We start from the raw sequence: 19,137 nt of genomic DNA, 5'->3' as shown, positions 1-19,137 counted from the left end.
CGGGTCCGGTGTCAGGCGGAACGCTCGCGCAGCTCCTCGTCGGAGAAGGGGACGATCGTCGGCAGGACGTTGTCGCGGACCGTCTCACCGGTGACCACCACGCGGGCGACGTCATCGCGCCCGGGGATGTCGTACATGACCGGCAGGAGGACCTCCTCCATGATGGCGCGCAGGCCACGGGCACCGGTCCCCCGCAGGATCGCCTGGTCGGCCACGGCCTCGAGCGCGTCCTCGGTGAACTCCAGCTCGACACCGTCCATCTCGAACAGCCGGGCGTACTGCTTGACCAGTGCGTTCTTGGGCTCGGAGAGGATGTTGACCAGGGCCTCGCGGTCCAGGCTCGTCACGGTCGCCACGACGGGCAGGCGGCCGATGAACTCGGGGATCAACCCGTACTTCACCAGGTCCTCCGGCATGACCTCGCTGAAGTTGTCGGTCGTGTCGAGGTCCTTCTTGCTGGCGACCTCGGACCCGAAACCCATCCCCTTGCGACCCACGCGGTCGCCGACGATCTTCTCCAGGCCCTGGAAGGCACCGGCCACGATGAACAACACGTTGGACGTGTCGATCTGGATGAACTCCTGGTGCGGGTGCTTGCGGCCGCCCTGCGGCGGCACCGACGCCTGCGTGCCCTCGAGGATCTTCAGCAGCGCCTGCTGGACGCCCTCACCGGAGACGTCCCGGGTGATCGACGGGTTCTCGGCCTTGCGGGCGATCTTGTCGACCTCGTCGATGTAGATGATGCCCATCTCGGCACGCTTGGTGTCGAAGTCCGCAGCCTGGATGAGCTTGAGGAGGATGTTCTCCACGTCCTCACCCACGTAACCGGCCTCGGTCAACGCGGTGGCGTCCGCGATCGCGAAGGGCACGTTGAGCATCTTGGCCAACGTCTGGGCGAGGTACGTCTTGCCACAGCCGGTGGGTCCCAGCATGAGGATGTTGGACTTGGCCAACTCGACACCGTCGCCGCGGCCGAGGGAGGCCCCCACCCGGATGCGCTTGTAGTGGTTGTAGACGGCCACCGCCAGGTTCCGCTTGGCGGCGTCCTGCCCCACCACGTACTCGTCCAGGAACGCGTGGATCTCGGACGGCTTGGGCAGCGTGTCCGGACCTGTCTCCTGCGCATCGTCGACCTCGGACTCGATGATCTCGTTGCACAGCTCGATGCACTCGTCGCAGATGTAGACGCCGGGACCGGCGATCAGCTTCTTGACCTGCTTCTGGCTCTTCCCACAGAAGGAACACTTCAACAGGTCGCCGCTCTCACCTACACGCGCCATGAGTTCTACGTCCTCGCATTCCGGGGGCGCCGATGTCACGCCCCGTAGTCGACGGTACGCGGTGACGGCCGTAAAGCCGACCCCGCGTGATCAGTTCATTGCACCCGACGGCGCACCGCTACCCCCAGCGGCGCGCCGCCGTCGGCTCAGTTGCTCGTCGACAGTTTGCGGTAGTCGAACACGGTGTCGATGATCCCGTAGTCCTTGGCCTCCGCGGCCGTGAGGATCTTGTCGCGATCGGTGTCCTTGCGGACCTGATCGGCGGTGCGCCCGGTGTGCTGGGCCAGCGTGGTCTCCATGAGGCGACGCATCCGCTCGATCTCCGCGGCCTGGATCTCGAGGTCGGAGACCTGGCCCTGGATGCCGCCGGTGGCCGGCTGGTGGATGAGCACGCGGGCGTTGGGCAGCGCGGCCCGCTTGCCCTTGGTGCCCGCCGCGAGCAGCACGGCGGCGGCCGACGCGGCCTGGCCGAGGCAGACCGTCACGATGTCCGGCCGCACGTACTGCATGGTGTCGTAGATCGCCATGAGCGAGGTGAACGAGCCACCCGGCGAGTTGATGTACATGGTGATATCGCGGTCCGGGTCCTGACCCTCCAGGACCAGCAGCTGGGCCATGATGTCGTTCGCCGAGGCGTCGTCGACCTGGGTGCCCAGGAAGATGATGCGCTCCTCGAAGAGCTTGTTGTAGGGGTTGGACTCCTTGACGCCGTAGCTGGAGTGCTCGACGAAGGACGGCAGGATGTATCGGGAGGTCGGCATTGAGGTCATCGGTGACTCCGTGGTGGTGTGCGGGGCTGGGTGGGCTGCGGGAGCGCTCCCGTGGGCGGAGGGCTCGATCACGACGGCGAGGTCCCGCCCGTCTGGGACGCACGCGAGATCACGTGGTCGACGAACCCGTACTCCTTGGCCTCCTCCGCGGAGAACCAGCGGTCACGGTCGGAGTCCTCGGTGACCTGCTCGAACGTCTGGCCCGTGTGGAAGGCGATGAGCTCGGCCATCTCACGCTTGGTGGCGGCGTACTGCTCGGCCTGGATGGCGATGTCGGCGGCCGAACCACCGACACCGGCCGACGGCTGGTGCATCATGATCTTCGCGTGCGGCAGGGCGTAGCGCTTGCCCTTGGTGCCCGCGGTCAGCAGGAACTGACCCATCGAGGCGGCCAGGCCCATGCCGTAGGTGGCCACGTCGCACTCGACGAACTGCATCGTGTCGTAGATCGCCATGCCGGCCGTCACGGAACCACCGGGCGAGTTGATGTACAGCGCGATGTCGCGGGTGGGGTCTTCCGCCGCGAGCAGCAGGATCTGCGCGCAGAGGCGGTTGGAGATGTCGTCGTCGACCTGGGAGCCCAGGAAGATGATCCGCTCCTGCAGGAGGCGCTCGTACACGGAGTCGCCGAGGGTGAGTCCGTGCGACCCCGGCGAGCTGAGTGCGGGCTGCGTCGAACCGGGCTGAGCCGCTGAACCGTTCTGGGCCACGGGGATCCTACCTTCGCTCATCGTCTTCACCGCTAGCGCGGCGCCCGGCCGACCGGTGGCCGGGGAACCGTTACGTCAAACACTAACCAACACCGACGACGGAACCGTCCCGCCGGGGCGGGTGTTCGCTCTCAGCGTCGGGCCACCAGCATCGTCCGCGGGGGCCACGACGACAGGGCCGGGGCCGCGTGGTGCGGTCCCGGCCCTGTCGGGGGTCGATCAAGGGACGATCAGGCGTCGGAGTCCTTCTCGTCCGCTGCCGTCTCGTCGGCGTCGGACGCGGTCGCCTCGGCGTCATCGGCGCCATCGGCCTCGACGGTGCCGAAGAACTCGCTGGTGTCGACGACGTTGCCCTCGGTGTCCTTGACAGTGACCTTGCCGATCACGTCGGCCAGAGCCTTGGACCGGCGGACGTCGGAGAACAGCGAGCCGAGCTGACCGGCCTGCTGGATCTGCTGCACGAACTGGTTGGGGTCCATGCCGTAGCGCTGGGCCTGGAACAGGATGTGCTGGGTGAGCTCCTCCTGCGAGACATCGGTCGAGTTCTGCTCGGCGACGGCATCCAGCAGCAGCTGGCTGCGGATGGCGCGGGCGGCACCCTCACGGGTCTCGGCCTCGAAGGTCTCGCGGTCGGTGCCCTCGGCGGCCAGCGCCTGGTCCAGGATGGACGCGTCGCCACCGAACTGGTCGATGAGCTGGTGCATCTGGGCGTGGGCCTCGGACTCGACGACCGCCTCCGGGGTGGGGACGTCGGTGGCCTCCATCAGCGCGTCGAGGACCTTGTCGCGGATCTCGCCCGCGAGGCCGGCCTTGGCCTGCTGCGCGACCTTCTCGGTCAGATCGGCCTTGAGCTCGTCGAGGGTGTCGAACTCGCTGGCCATCTGCGCGAACTCGTCGTCGGCCTCGGGCAGCTCGCGCTCCTTGACGGACTGAACGGTGACGGTGATGACCGCCTCCTTGCCGGCGTGGTCACCGGCGACGAGCGAGGAGGTGAACTCCTTGGACTCGCCGGCCTTGAGACCCGCCGCCGCGTCGTCCAGGCCCTCGACGAGGGTGCCCGAGCCGAGCTCGTAGGACAGTCCCTCGGTGGAGGCTTCGTCGACGGGCTCGCCGTCGACGGTCGCGGCCAGGTCCACGGAGAGGAAGTCGCCCGTGGTGGCGCCGCGCTCGACGCCCTTGAGGGTTCCGAAGCGGGCACGCAGGTTGTCCAGCTCCGCGTCGACGGCGGCCTCGTCGGTCTCGGGGGCCTCCACGGTGACCTCGAGGTCCTCGAAGGTCGGCAGGGTGATCTCCGGGCGGATGTCGACCTCGGCGGTGAACTCGACGACGTCGTTGTCCTCCAGCTTGGTCACCTCGATCTCGGGCTGGGCCAGCACGACGAGCTCGTGCTCGTCGACGGCCTGGCTGTAGCGCGACGGGATCATGTCGTTGATGACCTGCTCGAGGACCGCCGGGCGACCGATCCGCGACTCGAGGAGCTTGGCCGGGGCCTTACCCGGGCGGAAGCCCGGGATGTTGACCTGGCCGGCGAGCGACTTGTAGGCCTTGGCGAAATCCGGCTCGAGCTCCGCGAACGGCACCTCCACGGTGATCTTGACCCGGGTCGGGTTGAGCTGCTCGACAGTGCTCTTCACGGTGATGTTCTCCTAGGAAGTCATGTGGGGTTCGTGTCTTTCGGCTCCGCTGGTCGGGATGACAGGATTCGAACCTGCGACCCTCCGCTCCCAAAGCGGATGCGCTACCAAGCTGCGCCACATCCCGGTGAGTCGCGCGGCCGACCATCCCGCGATCATGCACAGGACATCCGCCGGGCCGCAAACCAACTCGCCCAGTGTACGACAGGGCCATCCGCCCGCCGATTCCGACTTGTCGGACCGGGAGTTGGGAGCGCCGCCAGGGTCCGGTAGTGTTGTCCGGGCGTGAGCGTGACCGTGGATGAAACGCCAGGTCAGGCTGCCGACGCGGGTGTAGCTTAATGGTAAAGCCCCTGCCTTCCAAGCAGGCTACGCGGGTTCGATTCCCGTCACCCGCTCCACCGGATGCCCTGTCCCGTCAGACACTGACGAGGCGGGGCATCGTCGATTTCCCGGCCGGAGGTCCCACGCGGTGCATCCCCGCGAAGTCCCCACCTCCGCCCCGCAGGCGCTCCCGCGGATGGCGTCTCGCGCGAGCGCATGCCCGCACCTCCCACAGCCGCTCCTCGGCCCGGCGCCCTGCCCGCACCGCGGTGCGCGCGAGACGCCATGGCGGCGGGCGGCTGCGAAATGCCGCCTGCGCGGCCTCAGCGCGGTCGGCCCGCCTGGCACGTCGGGCACCAGAAGAGCGTCCGGGCGTCCATCGTCTGCAGGGCGATCTCGTCCCCGCACACCCGGCACGCCCAGCCGTCGCGCTGGTAGACGTAATTGCGCGGTCGATCGGCTCCCCGGCGGGGTACGTCGCCGTGGTCGTGCTCGGGACGGATCGTGTGGATGGCGCCGGTCTCCACCCCGACCTCCATCAGCGTCACGAGGTCGTCCCAGAGCGCCCGGAACTCCCCCTCGCGCAGCTCCACCCCGGGGAGGAACGGGCTGATCCCGTGCCGGAAGAGCACCTCGGCGCGGTAGACGTTGCCGACGCCGGCCAGCACCTTCTGGTCCATGAGCAGCGCACCGATCGTCCGCGCGCTACGACTGATCCGCGCCCACGCCCGATCGGGATCGGCCGCGGGGTCCAGCGGGTCCGGGCCCAGCCGATCTCGTACGTCTGCGACGCCCGCCTCGGCGATCACCTCGCAGCGGGTCGGGCCGCGCAGGTCGACGACGTGGGCGGGCCCGTCCCCCGCCGTCGCGCCCACCCGCATCCGCACCTGCCCGACCGGGGCGGGCGGGTCCTGCCCCTCGGGGACGAGGTGCGTGTCGAAGAACCCGTACAACCCCAGGTGGACGTGGACCGCGAGGCCGCCCTCGTAGTGGTGGAAGAGGTGCTTGCCGACGGCCGTCGCGCGGTCGAAGTACCGGCCGTCGACGCTGACGTGGTCGGCGAACCGCCCCTGCGGGCTGGACACACGAACGGGCCCGCCTGCGAAGTACTCGGTGTGCAGGCGGGCCAGCCGGTGAAGGGTGTGCCCTTCAGGCACGGGGACTCAGGCGCCGGGGACGGGCGGGGCCTCGTGGGTGGCCTCGTACTCGGCGAGGATGTCGATGCGCCGCTGATGACGCTCGACCCCCGACCACTCCTGGTCGAGGAAGGCGTCGACGATCGCGAGCGCCTCCTCCTCCGAGTGCATGCGGCCCCCGATGCCGATGAGCTGGGCGTTGTTGTGCTCACGCGCCAGCCGCGCGGTCTCGACGCTCCACGCCAGGGCGCAGCGGGCGCCGGGGACCTTGTTGGCCGCGATCTGCTCGCCGTTGCCGGAGCCGCCGAGCACGATCCCGAGGCTGCCCGGGTCCGCGACGACCTTGGCTGCCGCGTCGATGCAGAAGGCCGGGTAGTCGTCCTCGGCGTCGTAGGTGTGGGCGCCGCAGTCGACCACCTCGTGCCCGGAGGCCTTCAGGTGCTCGGCGATGGCGTTCTTGGTCTCGAAGCCGGCGTGGTCCGCCCCCAGGTAGATGCGCATGACGGAGATTCTGCCACGCGACTCCACGGATCCCCACGGCAGGCGAGGCCGGGCGAGAGCCGCCCAGCCGACCACAGCCGCGCGCGATCTCAGTCGAACTGCGGGTCCTCGGTACGGCTTCGCTTGAGCTCGAAGAAGTACGGGTAGTCGGCGAGCATGGCGGCGCCGTCGAAGACCTTGCCGGCGTCCTCGCCTCGCGGGATGCGGGTGAGGACGGGACCGAAGAACGCGGTGCCGTCGACGTGGAGGACCGGGGTCCCGACCTCGTCGCCCACCGGGTCCATGCCACGGTGGTGGGAGGCGCGCAGCTCGTCGTCGTACTCGTCGGTCCCCGCGGCGGCGGCGAGGTCAGCGTCCAGGCCTGCAGCCTGGAGCGCCTCGGTGATCACGGTGGGGTCCTCGATGCCGCGGCCCTGGTCGTGGATGCGGGTGCCCAACTCGGTGTACAGCGTCCCGAGGACCTCCGGACCGTGGAGCTTCGCCGCGGCGATGGCCACGCGCACCGGCCCCCAGCCGCGCTGCATCAGTGCCGTGTAGTCCTCGGGCAGGTCGCGACCCTCGTTGAGCACGGACAGGCTCATGACGTTCCACGTCAGAGAGATGTCGCGGACCTTCTCCACCTCGAGGATCCAGCGGCTGGTGACCCACGCGAACGGACACAGCGGGTCGAACCAGAAGTCGACGGAGCGGGTGGCGGACCGGGTAGTTGATGTCATGACCCCATCCTCCCCGTCTCCGGCGGCCGCCGCCACTGCGGCCGCCTCGGCTCCCCGCCGGGTGGTAGGACTGGTGCGGTAGCCGAACCCCCACCGAACCGAGGTCCTCACCGATGCGCTCGCTCAACCTCACCCGCGCCGACGCCGCCGCCCGGTCGGAACTGCTCGCCGTCGAGTCGTACGACGTGGAGATCGATCTCACCGACGGCCACGGCGGGCCCGGGACCGACACCTTCCGTTCGCGCACCGTAGTGCGGTTCTCCTGCTCCCGTCCGGGTGCGGAGACCTTCATCGACCTCCGCGCGGCCGTGATCCGGTCGGCGACCCTGAACGGCCGGGAACTGTTCCCGGCCCCCGGCGACGAGCGATACAACGACGAGGACGGCATCACCCTGCCCGACCTGCAGGCGACGAACGAACTGATCGTGGACGCCGATCTGGCGTACACCACCACCGGTGAGGGCCTGCACCGGATGGTCGACCCGGCCGACGGGGAGGTCTATCTCTACTCGCAGTTCGAGACAGCGGACGCCAAGCGGGTGTTCGCCTGCTTCGACCAGCCCGACCTCAAAGCCCGCTACACCCTGACGGTGACCGCGCCCGAGCAGTGGGTGGTGGTGGCCAACACCCCGGCCGAGGAGTCCCCGGCCCCCGGCGGTGGCGTGGTGCACCGCTTCGCCCCCACCGAGATCATGTCGACGTACCTCGTCGCCCTCATCGCGGGCCCGTACCACGTGGTGGAGGACGCCTACACCGACGAGCACGGCACCATTCCTCTACGCCTGCTGTGCCGGGCGTCGCTGGCGGAGTTCCTCGACTCGGAACGCCTGTTCGCCGAGACCAAGGAGGGCTTCGGCTTCTACCACCGTGAGTTCGGCCTGCCGTACGCGTTCGGCAAGTACGACCAGATCTTCGTCCCAGAGTTCAACGCCGGTGCCATGGAGAACGCCGGTGCCGTGACGTTCCTCGAGGACTACGTCTTCCGCTCCCGGGCCACCGGCTACCGCTACGAACGGCGCAACGAGACGATCCTGCACGAGATGGCCCACATGTGGTTCGGCGATCTGGTGACCATGTTCTGGTGGGACGACCTGTGGCTCAACGAATCCTTCGCCACGTTCGCCTCGGTGCTGGCCCAGGTCGACGCGACGCAGTACACGGACGCCTGGACGACCTTCGCGATCGTGGAGAAGTCGTGGGCGTACCGCCAGGACCAGCTGCCCTCCACACACCCCGTCGCCGCGGACATGACCGACCTGGAGACGGTGGAGACGAACTTCGACGGGATCACCTACGCCAAGGGCGCCTCGGTGCTCAAGCAGCTCGTGGCCTATGTCGGTCGCGAGCCGTTCCTGGCCGGTCTGCGCGCGTACTTCGCCGACCACGCCTTCGGTAACGCCCGGTTCGACGACCTGCTCTCCGCACTGGAGGCATCGTCGGGGCGCGACCTGTCGGGCTGGGCCGACCAGTGGCTGCGCACGACCGGCATCAACCCGATCTCCGTCGAGGTCACGACCGGTGGCGACTCCCGCACGATCGACGACCTGACCGTGGTCCAGGGCCCGGCGTCCCCGGGCGCCGGCGAGCTGCGCACCCACCGGCTCGGCGTGGGCCTGTACAGCCGCGACGGGTCCGGTGCGATCGTGCGCACCGAACGGGCCGAGCTGGACATCTCCGGCGAGCGGACGCCCGTCGCCGCGCTCGCCGGGCAGCCCGTGCCCGATCTGGTCCTGCCCAACGACGACGACCTGACCTACTGCTCGGTCCGGCTCGACGAGCGGTCCCTGGCCACCGTCCTGGAGTCGCTCGAGGACGTCGCGGACCCGCTGGCGCGGACGCTGTGCTGGTCCGCACTGTGGGAGATGACGCGGGAGGGGCGCCTGCCGACCCGCCGGTTCGTCGAGGTCGTGGCCCGGGCCGTGCCGCGTGAGTCCCACATCGGCGTGGTGCAGAGGGTGCTCACCCAGGCCCAGACCGCGCTGGCACGCTACGCCGACCCGGACTGGGCCGCCGCCACCGGCTGGAAGACGTTCTCCGCAGCCATGCTCACCGCGGCCCGCGACGCGGAGGCGGGGTCCGATCACCAGCTGGCGTTCCTCACCGCCCTGTGCGCCTGCCCGGTCGGTGTCGATCAGGGGCGCGTGCTCGCCACGCTCCTCGACGCCGGAGCCGACGACGCGGGACTGCCCGGCCTCGTCGTCGACACGGACCTACGCTGGACCGTGCTCACCGCGCTGGTCGCCGCCGGCGCCGCGGACACCGACAGCATCGAGGCGGAACTGGCCACCGACGACACCGCCGGCGGAGCCCGGCGGGCCGCCACCGCGCGTGCCGCCCGCCCCACCGTCGGAGCCAAGGAGGAGGCCGAGCAGCTGCTGCTGGAGACCGGTGCCGACGCCCCCACCAACGCGATCGTGCGCGCCACGCTCCTGGGTGTCGACCTGCCCGGTCAGGAGCACCTGCTCACCGGCCTCTGCGAGCGCTACCTGGACGACGTCACTGCGCTGTGGAGGGCACGACCCGGCGATCTCGCCCAGACCGTCGCCGAGGGGCTCTTCCCGTCCTGGGCGGTGGACCGCGACACCGTCGAGCGTTTCGAGCAGGTCGTCGCGGACGAGACCCACCCGTCGGCCCTGCGGCGGATCATCGCCGAGCAGACCGCCGACATGGTCCGGGCTCTGGACGCCCGGGCCGTCGACGCGGCCGAGGCCGGCTGACCGGCCGGTCGGCCGGGCGGCCACACCGGTCGGTCAGGCGGCGTCGAGGTAGAGGTAGTCCTCCCAGTGCGGGCCGATCTCCCGCAACTGGGACACCAACCGCCAGGTCCGGCCCCGCGGCGCGGCGAGGGGCACCCGCAGCTCCCAGCCGAGCTCGGAGAGCAGCTTGTCGGCCTTGCGGTGGTTGCACGGCGCACAGGAGGCCACGCAGTTCTCCCACCCGTGCGCTCCCCCGCGGCTGCGCGGGATGACGTGGTCGACGGTGGTGGCCTTGGCGCTGCAATAGCCGCACCTGTGTCCGTCGCGGTGCATGAGCGCCGCGCGGGTCATGGGGACCTGCGAGCGGTACGGGATCCGGACGTATTCGCGTAGCCGGATCACCGACGGCACGCGGATCGCGGTGTCCACCGAGCGGACCAGGAGCTCGACCGGGTGGTCATGGACCACGTCGGCCTTACCGCCGATCAACATCACCACCGCGCGGCGGGCGGGCAGGGCCGTCAGGGCCTCGTAGCTGGCGTTGAGCAGCAGGACGCGCGGGGCGGACGCGAGCGGGACGTGCCGGTCCGGGACCGGTTCCAGCCGGGAGGGGGATCGTGAACCCCGTTGTCGGTACTCCGTGTTCTCGCGCACTGCAGTGCCCATGGTCGGTCTCCGCTCGTCTGCCCCGAGCCCAGTGCATCAGCCGTGTCCGGGCTCGTCGTGAACCTCGCCTGCCACGATGATGCACCTTCGGTGAACACTTCGTGCGGCTAACGCGTAGCAGAAGGTGGCCGACCCCGCCGGTTCGGCCCGGCGGGCGGGCGGATCCGGGTCGCCGTCGCGGGATCTCGTCGTCGTCGTCCCCGGGGGGGTCCGGCCACCACCGCCCACCCGTCACCACCTGCCCAGGGGCCCCACGAGCGCCTGGGCAGGCATGATGGGAGGCATGAGCAGCAGCACCTTTTATGACGAGATCGGTGGAGCGGAGACGTTCCGGAAGATCGTCCACGAGTTCTACCGCCGGGTGGCGGGCGACCCCGTGCTGCGCCCGATGTACCCCGAGGAGGACCTGGGGCCGGCCGAGGACCGCCTGCGGATGTTCCTCGAGCAGTACTGGGGAGGGCCCACCACCTACTCCGAGCAGCGCGGGCACCCGAGGCTGCGGATGCGGCACAACCCGTACGTCGTCGACCGCGCCGCCCACGACGCCTGGCTCACCCACATGCTGGCCGCCGTGGACACGATCGACCGCGAGACGCTGGACGACGAACACCGGGCCGCGCTGGTCGACTACCTCACCCGCGCCGCGGCAATGATGGTCAACACCGCGGAGATCAGGTGAGGCCTCCCTCCCACGCGACGCGCCGGTGGGAGGACATGGTCCTCTACCAGATCTACCCGCGGTCGTTCGCCGACTCCGACGGCGACGGCGTCGGTGACCTGCAGGGCGTGATCGACCGCCTCGACCACCTGGACCATCTGGGCGTCGACGGGGTGTGGTTCTCCCCGATCATGCGCTCCCCCGGCGCCGACCACGGATACGACGTGTCCGACCCGCGGGACGTGGATCCGCTGTTCGGCAGCGTCGACACGCTGCGTGAGCTCCTCGGGCGGCTCCACGCCGCCCGCAAGGTGCTCATCATGGACCTGGTGCCCAATCACACCAGCATCGAGCACCCCTGGTTCGCCGCCGCGGTCGCCGCCGGACCGGGCAGCCCGGAACGCGCGCGCTACCTCTTCCGGGACGGCCGCGGCGAGGACGGCTCCGAACCGCCGAACAACTGGCCGTCGGTGTTCGGCGGACCCGCCTGGACCCGCGTCACCGAGCCCGACGGCACGCCTGGCCAGTGGTACCTCCACCTCTTCGCCCCCGAACAGCCGGACCTGGACTGGACGAATCCCGAGGTCGCCGACGATCTCGAGCGGACCCTGCGGTTCTGGCTGGACCTGGGGGTCGACGGCTTCCGGATCGACGTGGCCCACGGGCTGGCCAAACCCGACGACCTGGCGGACCTACCCGACGACGTGGAGATCGCCCAGCTCGTCGTCGACCCCCGCGACGCGCGCTGGGACCGACCCGGCGTCCACGACATCCACCGACGGATCCGCCGCGTCCTCGACGACTACCCGGGCGCCGCCACCTTCGGCGAGGTGTGGGTGGGACCGACCGACCGGTTCGCCCGCTACCTCCGACCCGACGAGCTGCACTTCGCGTTCCACTTCGCCCTCACCGGCGCCCCGTTCGACGCGCGCGCCCTGCGCGAGGCGATCGACTCCACGCTCGAGGCCGCACGGGTCTCGCGGGCGGCACCCACATGGGCGCTGTCGAACCACGACGTCGTCCGCGAGGTGACCCGCTACGGCAACGGGGCCGTCGGTACGGCCCGGGCCCGCGCCATGCTCCTGGTCACGCTGGCGCTGCCGGGGATCGCGTTCCTCTACAACGGTGCCGAGCTCTGCCTGCCCAGCGATTTTGCGATCCCCCACCATCGACTCACCGACCCCACCTGGGAACGGACCGGCCACGCTGAGATGGGCCGTGACCACTGCCGCGTGCCGATCCCGTGGGAGGGCGACCGGCCCCCGTACGGGTTCTCGACCGCCGACGACACCTGGTTGCCGATGCCCGAGGGATGGTCGCACCTCACGGTCGCCGCCCAGCGGGAGGACCCCGACTCCGTGCTGTCGCTGTACCGGACGGCGATCGGGATCAGGCAATCCTGGCCGACGGCGGACACCGAAGCGATCGTCTGGGAAAGTGAACTTGACGGGTGTCAGGCGTTTCGGCGCGAAGGCGGCGGGATCCTGTGCATGATCAATACATCCCCTCGGACGGTGCCCCTGCCCGACGGCGAGATCCTCCTCGCCTCCGGCCCACTCGACGGGAGGGATCTGCCACCGGACACCGCCGTGTGGCTGCAGGACTCCTGAAGGGCTTCGACGTGCGACTTTCCGACAAGACCGCGATCGTCACCGGCGGTGCCGGCGGGATCGGCCGCGGCATCACCCGTGCGTTCGTCAAGGAGGGCGCCAACGTCCTCGTGGTGGACATCAACGACGACGCCGGGGACGCGCTCGCCGCCGAGCTCGGTGAGCAGGTGCGCTACCTCCACTCGGACATCTCGGTCGAGGCCAACGCCGCATCGATCGTCGCGGCCGCCGTGGAGGCGTTCGGGCACCTGGACGTCCTGGTCAACAACGCCCACGCCTCCCGACAGGCGCCACTGCTCGAGACCACCGGCGACATGATGGACCTGTCCTTCTCCACCGGCTTCTATCCGACATTCTGGCTGATGAAGGCCGCACACCCGCATCTGGCAAGGCGGGACGGGTCGGTGATCAACTTCGCCTCCGGCGCCGGCATCGACGGCAGCCCCACCCAGGCGTCGTACGCCGCGGCGAAGGAGGCGATCCGCGCGATCAGCCGGGTGGCCGCCAACGAGTGGGCGCGCGACGGGATCAACGTCAACGTCATCTCCCCCCTCGCGCTCACCGAGGGCGTGGAAGCCTACATCGAGGCGAACCCGGGGATCGAGAAGCGGCTCCTGTCCGGCACCCCGATGCGCCGTTTCGGGGACCCCGAGTCCGACATCGGACGGGTCGCGGTCTTCCTGGCCAGCGACGACGCGTCGTACATGACCGGCCAGACGATGATGGTCGACGGCGGCGGGCTCATGCTCCGCTAACCGTCGTCGGAGCCGACTCGCAACCTCGGCACCAGCACGTCGCGGACCGTCTCGGGGTTGCGTTCGACCACCACCCAGCGCCGGCCCAGTGCACGGGCCGCGACCGCCGTGGTCCCGGACCCGGCGAACAGGTCCACGACCAGTTCGCCGGGGTCGGTGGCCAGTTCGACGACCCGCCGCATCAGCGCTTCCGGCTTGGGGGTGCGGAACCCGTCGACCCCGGCCGCCCTCAGTTCGGCTCGCGCGGTGTCCGTCGAGCCGACCTCCTGGGACAGCCAGATGGTCTTGAGCTTCTTGATCCGACCCGCCTCGAACCGGTCCCGTTGGTAGATGTCCACCCGGGGTCCCGAGCGACCCTTCACCGTCCGGCACACCAGGTCGCCGACGCGTTCCCGCGCCCGCTCTCGCGACCACCGCCACACCGCAGGGGTGAGATCGCCGAACACCGGGAGGACCTCTTCCAGTCCCTCGCCCGGCTCCACCGACACCTCGCCGGTGCCCGGGTCGCCGTAGAGCGGGTACGTCATGGTGGGCGTGGTCCGCGGGTTGAAACGCTTGTTGGTGTTGCGCAACGGCAGGAGCCGGTAGCTGACCCCGTCGATGCCCCGGTGCGGGAAGTCCGCCGGATCGACCGCCGAGGCCACCCCGCCCGCCAGCCGTACCTGCTCGGGGTCACGGGCGTACACCATCAGCCGGTCGTGGGAGCCCGCGAAGAAGCGGTCCAGTTGCCGACCCTTGGGGTTGCTCTCCACCGTGAGGTCCGCGATGAACGCGTCGGCGCCGAAGATCTCGTCGAGCAGGCAACGCACCCGGTGGGCCTCGGCGTCGTCGAGGTGTACCCACACGGTGCCCGTCTCGGCGAGCAGGTCGCGGGCCACCACGAGCCGCGCCTCGATGTAGTCGAGCCACTCGTGGCGCGGCATGTTGTCGTGGTAGGCGTCGAACCGGCCCCCACGGTTGTACGGCGGGTCGAGGTAGACCACCTGCGCGGCGCCGCACGGCGCGAGGCCGTGCGCGGCCAGTGCGTCGTGGGCCTCGGCGATGCGCGCGCCGTCACCGACCAGCACGGCCCCCTCGGCGACGAACCCGGCCCCGTCGGCGCGATCCGCGTCGCCGGTGACGAGGGCCTCGATCCGCGGGACCGGGCCGTCGGCGCCCGGGGCCGCGGCGCGGCCCCGCCCGGGCCAGGAGATGGAGAAGTCGGGAGCGGTCACCGCAGTGGTTCGAGGGTGAGTGAGTCGGTCCGCCGGAACACCGTGCCGTACCGGGCGTCCAGACGGAGCCAGGCGCCGCGTTCGCTCACGCGGACCGGCTCGCCCTCCGGGGCGGAACCGGCCTTCTCCGGCACGAACCCGCACATCACCATGGAGAACACCGTCCGCATGTCCACGCCGACGGGGTGGGCGGTGTCCGCGCGGACGGTCAGGGCGACCTGGTCGAGCAGCGACGGCGGCAGGCCGGCGGGGCCGGCGTTCTCCCGCGCGGCCTCCCGACCCGACCGGGTGAGGTCGAGCAGCACCTGGGCCGGCACGTCCTCGACGGGCTGGAACCCGTCGGTGGGCGGCAGCAGTCCCTGCCATGCCGAGAGCAGTGGCATACCGGGGTCGATCCGACCGTCGATGTCTCCGCGCGGCAGGACGTCGAGTTCGGTGAGCAGATGGTCCGCACCTGCAACGACGTCGCCGCCGGGGCAGTCGCCGCCGAGTCCGCGGACGACCAGTGCCCCGAAGGGAGTGCGGGCCCACACGCGCATCCGGCCCCCGGCCCCGGAGGTCAGCCGCACCACGGCGGCCTCATCGAGGCGGAGGATGCGGCGGAGGAGGGTGCGCAGGTCGTCGCGGTCGGCGGGGTCGGGCACCCGGATCATCCCGGCGTCCGAACCCGGTGCCGTCACGCCGGGTCCTCGTGCCGGAACTCCAGCAGATAGTCGCGCTCGGCGCGGGTGAACCGACGCGGGCGCTGGGTTGCCAGGTCGAACGCGGCGATGGTGGCCGTGCAGTCCACCGCGGGCGACGCCGAGTCCGGGGTGGTGCGGCCGCGGACCTCGTGCCGGGCCACGAACATCGCTCCCCCGACCTTCTCGCACCACATGCGCACGCGGATGGGGCCGTCGGCGTGCTTGACCTGGCCCCGGTACTTCACCGACAGGTCGGTCATCACCGCTCCCGCGGTGAGCGTCGCGGTGGGCATGCCCTCGGAGAAGAGCCACGGGATCCGCGCCTCCTCGATGAGCGTGATCATCCGGGCGTGGTTGACGTGATGGTAGAGGTCCTGGTCCGACCACCGGACCGGCATCGCCGAGGTGAACACCCGGCGACCCGGCTGTCCGGACACGCCCAGGGGGCCGCCGGTCTCGTAGACGAGCTGGTCGGTCACGTGGCGGGCCCCTGGTCGGTGATCGCCGCCGGCTGTGTGGCCGCCTCCAGCACGTTGCGGACACCGGAGGGAATCTCCACCGCGGTCGAGGTGGAGGAGTCGTAGGCGACCATGACCACCCGCAGCGTGCAACAGATCTCGCCCGCCGCGTCCAGGATGGTCTGGCGGATCTGGTACGACGTGGTCCCGACGTGTTCGACGTCGATCTCCACGTCCACCGAGGTGGAGTCACGCAGGACGGGCCGCAGGTGGTCGATCTCGGTGCGCCGCACCACCTGGGGCAGGTTGCCCAGGCCGAACGGCCCGAATCGGCTGCGGATGAACAGGATCCGCGCCTCCTGCGCGTACTCGAGGTACTTGATGTTGTTGACGTGGCCGTACTGGTCGAAATCCGCCCACCGCACCTGCAGGGTGCAGCGGAACGTTCCGGCGTCCACGGCGTCGCGCATGGTCATCCCGCCTCCTCCCGGTCCCCGAGCAGCGCCGCGCGCTCCTCGGGGGTGATCTCCAGTGTCGTGGTCTCGTCATCCGCGGTCACCACCATGACGGTGTCGACCACCGCGCAGGGCTCGGAGCCGGTCGACTCGGAGCCGATCGAGGTCCGCATCGTGAACGAGGTGCGGCCCACCCGCAACACCTGCACGTCCACCCACACCTCGGGCACGCCCGTGGCGATGGTGCGGCGGAAATCGATCTCCATCCACCGCGCCAGCGCGATCGGCACCCGGGAGCCCGGCACCCCGAACTTCTCGCGGAACCACATCAGCCGGGCGTCCTGCGAGAACTCCTGGAACCGCACGTTGTTGACGTGCATGCCCACGAAGTCGGAGATGCGCAACGGGATCCGGGCCCGGTGCACGGCCCCCGCCACGGTGGCGGCCCCGGGTGAGGTTCCGGTGGTCGGGGCGTCCGAGCCCTGGGTGGTCGGCGTGGCCATCTGCGGTCAGTCCCTGGTGAGCTTGCGGTGCGTGACCCGGTGCGGGCGCGCCGCGTCGGGGCCGAGACGCTCGACCTTGTTCTTCTCGTAGCCCTCGAAGTTGCCCTCGAACCAGTACCACTGCCCCTCGTCCACGTTGCCCTCCCAGGCGAGGATGTGGGTACAGGTGCGGTCCAGGAACCAGCGGTCGTGCGAGATGACCACGGCGCAGCCCGGGAAGTCCTCGAGTGCGTTCTCCAGGCTGCCCAGCGTCTCGGTGTCGAGGTCGTTGGTGGGCTCATCGAGGAGGATCAGGTTGCCGCCGACCTTGAGCGTCAGCGCCAGGTTGAGGCGGTTGCGCTCACCACCGGACAGGACGCCGGACTTCTTCTGCTGGTCCGGGCCCTTGAAGCCGAAGGCGCTGACGTAGGCACGCGAGGGCATCTCGTTCTGGCCGACCTCGATGTAGTCGTTGCCCTCGGAGACGACCTCCCACACCGACTTCTCCGGGTCGATGTTGGCGCGGTTCTGGTCGACGTAGCTCAGCTTCACCGTGTCGCCCACCTTGACGGTGCCGGAGTCCGGCTCCTCCAGGCCCACGATGGTCTTGAACAGCGTCGTCTTACCGACGCCGTTGGGGCCGATCACGCCGACGATGCCGTTGCGCGGCAGCGTGAACGACAGGTCCTTGATGAGGACACGGTCGTCGAAGCCCTTGGTCAGCTTGTCGACGTCCACCACCACGTTGCCGAGCCGCGGCGGCGTGGGGATCTGGATCTCCTCGAAGTCGAGCTTGCGGTGCTTCTCCGCCTCCGCGGCCATCTCCTCGTACTTGGCCAGACGGGCCTTGGACTTGGACTGGCGCGCCTTGGCACCGGAGCGCACCCACTCGAGCTCGGCCTTGAGCCGCTTCTGCAGCTTCTGGTCCTTCTTGCCCTGGACCTCGAGGCGCTCGGCCTTCTTCTCCAGGTAGGTGGAGTAGTTGCCCTCGTAGGGGTGCAGCTGACCGCGGTCGACCTCACAGATCCACTGCGCGACGTGGTCGAGGAAGTACCGGTCGTGTGTGACGGCCAGGACGGCGCCGGGGTAGGCGGCCAGGTGCTGCTCCAACCACAGGACGGACTCGGCATCCAGGTGGTTGGTGGGCTCGTCGAGCAGCAGCAGGTCGGGCTTGCTCAGCAGCAGCTTGCACAGCGCCACCCGACGCGCCTCGCCACCGGACAGGTTCGTCACCGGCGAGTCGCCCGGCGGGCAGCGCAGGGCGTCCATGGCCTGCTCGATCTGGGAGTCCACGTCCCAGGCGTCCACGGCGTCGAGCTGCTCCTGCAGCCGACCCATCTCCTCCATGAGCTCGTCTGTGTAGTCGGTCGCCATCTCCTCGGCGACCTCGTTGTACCGACGCAGCTGCACCATCGTCTCGCCGAGGCCGTCCTCGACGTTCTCCTTGACGGTCTTGGACTGGTCGAGCTCCGGCTCCTGCAGCAGGATGCCGACGGTCGCCTCGGGATCGAGGAACGCCTCGCCGTTGGAGGGCTGGTCGATCCCGGCCATGATCTTGAGGATGGAGGACTTGCCGGCGCCGTTGGGGCCCACGACGCCGATCTTCGCACCGGGGTAGAAGGACATCGTGACGTCGTCGAGGATCACCTTGTCCCCGTGCGCCTTGCGTACCTTCTTCATCGTGTAGATAAACTCGGCCATTCTACCCTCTCACCTGCGCATATAGTTCACTTCACCGCGGGTCGGCCGCGGGCACGACCCCCATGCTACGTGTCCGCCCGCGGCCCCGGCGTCCGCGGCGGACGCCGGCCCCACCCCCGGGAGCATCAGGCGCCGGCCGCCCCCACGAACTCGCCCGCCTCGCTCTGCTCGGACCCCGGCTCATCCGGGTCCAGCGACCCGAGCGCCATGGCGTCGGAGTCCTCGGCCGCTCCCCGCAGGCCGCCCTCGTCGACGCCCGCCCCGTCGACACCGGCCCCCTCGACCGGGGCGTCCGTCCTGGCGCGGCGCACGGTGACGTCCATGCGGGACAGGTCGGGCCCCACGGCGCTGACCCGCATCTCCAGGTCGCGCATGATTCGACCGTCGCGTTCGTACTCGTTGGTGAGCAGCCGACCGTGCAGGATCACGCCGTCGCCCTTGCACAGTGCGCCGGACGCCCGTTGCCCGAGGCGTCCCCAGCAGTTGGCCGAGAAGTACAGAGTGCCGCCGGTCTTCCATTCGCCGGTGAGCCGGTCCTGGTAGCGGCTGTTGCTGGCCACCCGGAAGGTGAACACCTGGTCGTCGCCCACCCGCCGGGTGGTGGGGTCGGTGATCACGGTTCCGCGGACGGTCGTGTGGGTCTCGTTCATGGGGTCACTCCTGTCACGTTCGGCCGACCGTGCGTCGG

Annotated in this window: 19 protein-coding genes and 2 tRNA genes; 5 read left to right on the top strand and 16 right to left on the bottom strand. The window is 70.1% G+C overall.

Annotated elements, in window-relative coordinates; genetic code table 11:
- Positions 1-11: 11 nt before the first annotated feature.
- The 5 genes from clpX to AB5G72_RS05900 form a co-directional block, all read right to left on the bottom strand.
- Positions 12-1,280 (bottom strand): ATP-dependent Clp protease ATP-binding subunit ClpX, encoded by a 1,269-nt coding sequence (gene clpX, locus AB5G72_RS05920; protein ID WP_096905794.1) that lies wholly within the window; start codon positions 1,278-1,280, stop codon positions 12-14.
- 146 nt (positions 1,281-1,426) lie between these two features.
- Positions 1,427-2,050, bottom strand: a complete 624-nt coding sequence (locus AB5G72_RS05915; protein WP_119192402.1) for an ATP-dependent Clp protease proteolytic subunit — start codon at positions 2,048-2,050, stop codon at positions 1,427-1,429.
- A 68-nt stretch (positions 2,051-2,118) separates the two neighbouring features.
- On the bottom strand, positions 2,119-2,781 hold the full coding sequence (locus tag AB5G72_RS05910) for an ATP-dependent Clp protease proteolytic subunit (RefSeq protein WP_440221221.1): 663 nt from the start codon (positions 2,779-2,781) through the stop codon (positions 2,119-2,121).
- A 209-nt stretch (positions 2,782-2,990) separates the two neighbouring features.
- On the bottom strand, positions 2,991-4,394 hold the full coding sequence (tig, locus tag AB5G72_RS05905; protein ID WP_154830471.1) for a trigger factor: 1,404 nt from the start codon (positions 4,392-4,394) through the stop codon (positions 2,991-2,993).
- Positions 4,395-4,444: 50 nt separating this feature from the next.
- A tRNA-Pro gene (locus tag AB5G72_RS05900) sits at positions 4,445-4,521 on the bottom strand.
- A 200-nt stretch (positions 4,522-4,721) separates the two neighbouring features.
- On the opposite strand from AB5G72_RS05900, the gene AB5G72_RS05895 reads away from it, so the two are divergent.
- A tRNA-Gly gene (locus AB5G72_RS05895) sits at positions 4,722-4,795 on the top strand.
- 246 nt (positions 4,796-5,041) lie between these two features.
- Here the strand turns inward: AB5G72_RS05895 and AB5G72_RS05890 are convergent.
- From AB5G72_RS05890 to AB5G72_RS05880, 3 genes are all read right to left on the bottom strand, one after another.
- A complete protein-coding gene (locus AB5G72_RS05890; RefSeq protein ID WP_096905798.1) occupies positions 5,042-5,875 on the bottom strand; it encodes an Fpg/Nei family DNA glycosylase in 834 nt (277 codons plus the stop codon).
- Positions 5,876-5,881: 6 nt separating this feature from the next.
- Positions 5,882-6,355: a ribose-5-phosphate isomerase gene (locus AB5G72_RS05885; protein ID WP_096905799.1), complete on the bottom strand. Its 474-nt coding sequence runs from the start codon at positions 6,353-6,355 to the stop codon at positions 5,882-5,884.
- A gap of 89 nt (positions 6,356-6,444) precedes the next feature.
- Complete coding sequence (locus AB5G72_RS05880) at positions 6,445-7,071, bottom strand: mycothiol-dependent nitroreductase Rv2466c family protein (RefSeq protein ID WP_067719785.1); 627 nt, start codon at positions 7,069-7,071, stop codon at positions 6,445-6,447.
- Between the two features lie 113 nt (positions 7,072-7,184).
- Between AB5G72_RS05880 and pepN the strand changes: the two genes are divergently transcribed.
- Positions 7,185-9,788 carry an aminopeptidase N gene (pepN, locus tag AB5G72_RS05875; protein WP_440221220.1) on the top strand — a complete coding sequence of 868 codons (2,604 nt, stop codon included), beginning with the start codon at positions 7,185-7,187 and terminating at the stop codon, positions 9,786-9,788.
- Positions 9,789-9,821: 33 nt separating this feature from the next.
- On the opposite strand, the gene AB5G72_RS05870 is transcribed toward pepN, so the two are convergent.
- Positions 9,822-10,433: an HNH endonuclease gene (locus AB5G72_RS05870; protein WP_120286337.1), complete on the bottom strand. Its 612-nt coding sequence runs from the start codon at positions 10,431-10,433 to the stop codon at positions 9,822-9,824.
- Between the two features lie 283 nt (positions 10,434-10,716).
- Here AB5G72_RS05870 and AB5G72_RS05865 point away from each other — a divergent pair, with 283 nt between their 5' ends.
- The 3 genes from AB5G72_RS05865 to AB5G72_RS05855 are packed head-to-tail and all read left to right on the top strand — an operon-like array spanning position 10,717 to position 13,456.
- Positions 10,717-11,112 (top strand): globin, encoded by a 396-nt coding sequence (locus AB5G72_RS05865; protein ID WP_120286386.1) that lies wholly within the window; start codon positions 10,717-10,719, stop codon positions 11,110-11,112.
- Positions 11,113-11,147: 35 nt separating this feature from the next.
- Positions 11,148-12,701 carry a glycoside hydrolase family 13 protein gene (locus AB5G72_RS05860; RefSeq protein WP_440221472.1) on the top strand — a complete coding sequence of 518 codons (1,554 nt, stop codon included), beginning with the start codon at positions 11,148-11,150 and terminating at the stop codon, positions 12,699-12,701.
- Between the two features lie 11 nt (positions 12,702-12,712).
- Positions 12,713-13,456, top strand: coding sequence for an SDR family NAD(P)-dependent oxidoreductase (locus tag AB5G72_RS05855; protein WP_067719946.1), 744 nt, complete (start codon positions 12,713-12,715; stop codon positions 13,454-13,456).
- Here AB5G72_RS05855 and AB5G72_RS05850 read toward each other — a convergent pair.
- The 7 genes from AB5G72_RS05850 to AB5G72_RS05820 all read right to left on the bottom strand — a co-directional run bounded on the left by AB5G72_RS05850 (position 13,453) and on the right by AB5G72_RS05820 (position 19,099).
- Positions 13,453-14,670 (bottom strand): site-specific DNA-methyltransferase, encoded by a 1,218-nt coding sequence (locus AB5G72_RS05850; RefSeq protein ID WP_154830476.1) that lies wholly within the window; start codon positions 14,668-14,670, stop codon positions 13,453-13,455. The genes AB5G72_RS05855 and AB5G72_RS05850 overlap by 4 nt on opposite strands.
- The gene (locus tag AB5G72_RS05845) at positions 14,667-15,350 is read right to left on the bottom strand and encodes a hypothetical protein (RefSeq protein ID WP_244294303.1); all 684 of its coding nucleotides are present in this window, start codon (positions 15,348-15,350) and stop codon (positions 14,667-14,669) included. Before AB5G72_RS05845 ends, AB5G72_RS05850 begins: the two co-directional genes overlap by 4 nt.
- Positions 15,347-15,832 carry an acyl-CoA thioesterase gene (locus AB5G72_RS05840; RefSeq protein ID WP_154830477.1) on the bottom strand — a complete coding sequence of 162 codons (486 nt, stop codon included), beginning with the start codon at positions 15,830-15,832 and terminating at the stop codon, positions 15,347-15,349. Before AB5G72_RS05840 ends, AB5G72_RS05845 begins: the two co-directional genes overlap by 4 nt.
- Positions 15,829-16,287 (bottom strand): acyl-CoA thioesterase, encoded by a 459-nt coding sequence (locus AB5G72_RS05835; protein WP_067719802.1) that lies wholly within the window; start codon positions 16,285-16,287, stop codon positions 15,829-15,831. Before AB5G72_RS05835 ends, AB5G72_RS05840 begins: the two co-directional genes overlap by 4 nt.
- Positions 16,284-16,769, bottom strand: coding sequence for an acyl-CoA thioesterase (locus AB5G72_RS05830; protein WP_440221219.1), 486 nt, complete (start codon positions 16,767-16,769; stop codon positions 16,284-16,286). The genes AB5G72_RS05835 and AB5G72_RS05830 overlap by 4 nt, the downstream gene beginning before the upstream one ends.
- Positions 16,770-16,775: 6 nt before the next feature.
- Positions 16,776-18,449 carry an energy-dependent translational throttle protein EttA gene (gene ettA, locus AB5G72_RS05825; protein WP_067719805.1) on the bottom strand — a complete coding sequence of 558 codons (1,674 nt, stop codon included), beginning with the start codon at positions 18,447-18,449 and terminating at the stop codon, positions 16,776-16,778.
- Positions 18,450-18,574: 125 nt separating this feature from the next.
- On the bottom strand, positions 18,575-19,099 hold the full coding sequence (locus tag AB5G72_RS05820; RefSeq protein WP_119192395.1) for a single-stranded DNA-binding protein: 525 nt from the start codon (positions 19,097-19,099) through the stop codon (positions 18,575-18,577).
- Positions 19,100-19,137 lie beyond the last annotated feature (38 nt).

The organism is Dietzia sp. MNB45, assembly GCF_051994785.1.
In the GTDB taxonomy this organism is placed as follows: domain Bacteria; phylum Actinomycetota; class Actinomycetes; order Mycobacteriales; family Mycobacteriaceae; genus Dietzia; species Dietzia kunjamensis.
This window is presented reverse-complemented; position numbering and strand designations above follow the sequence as displayed.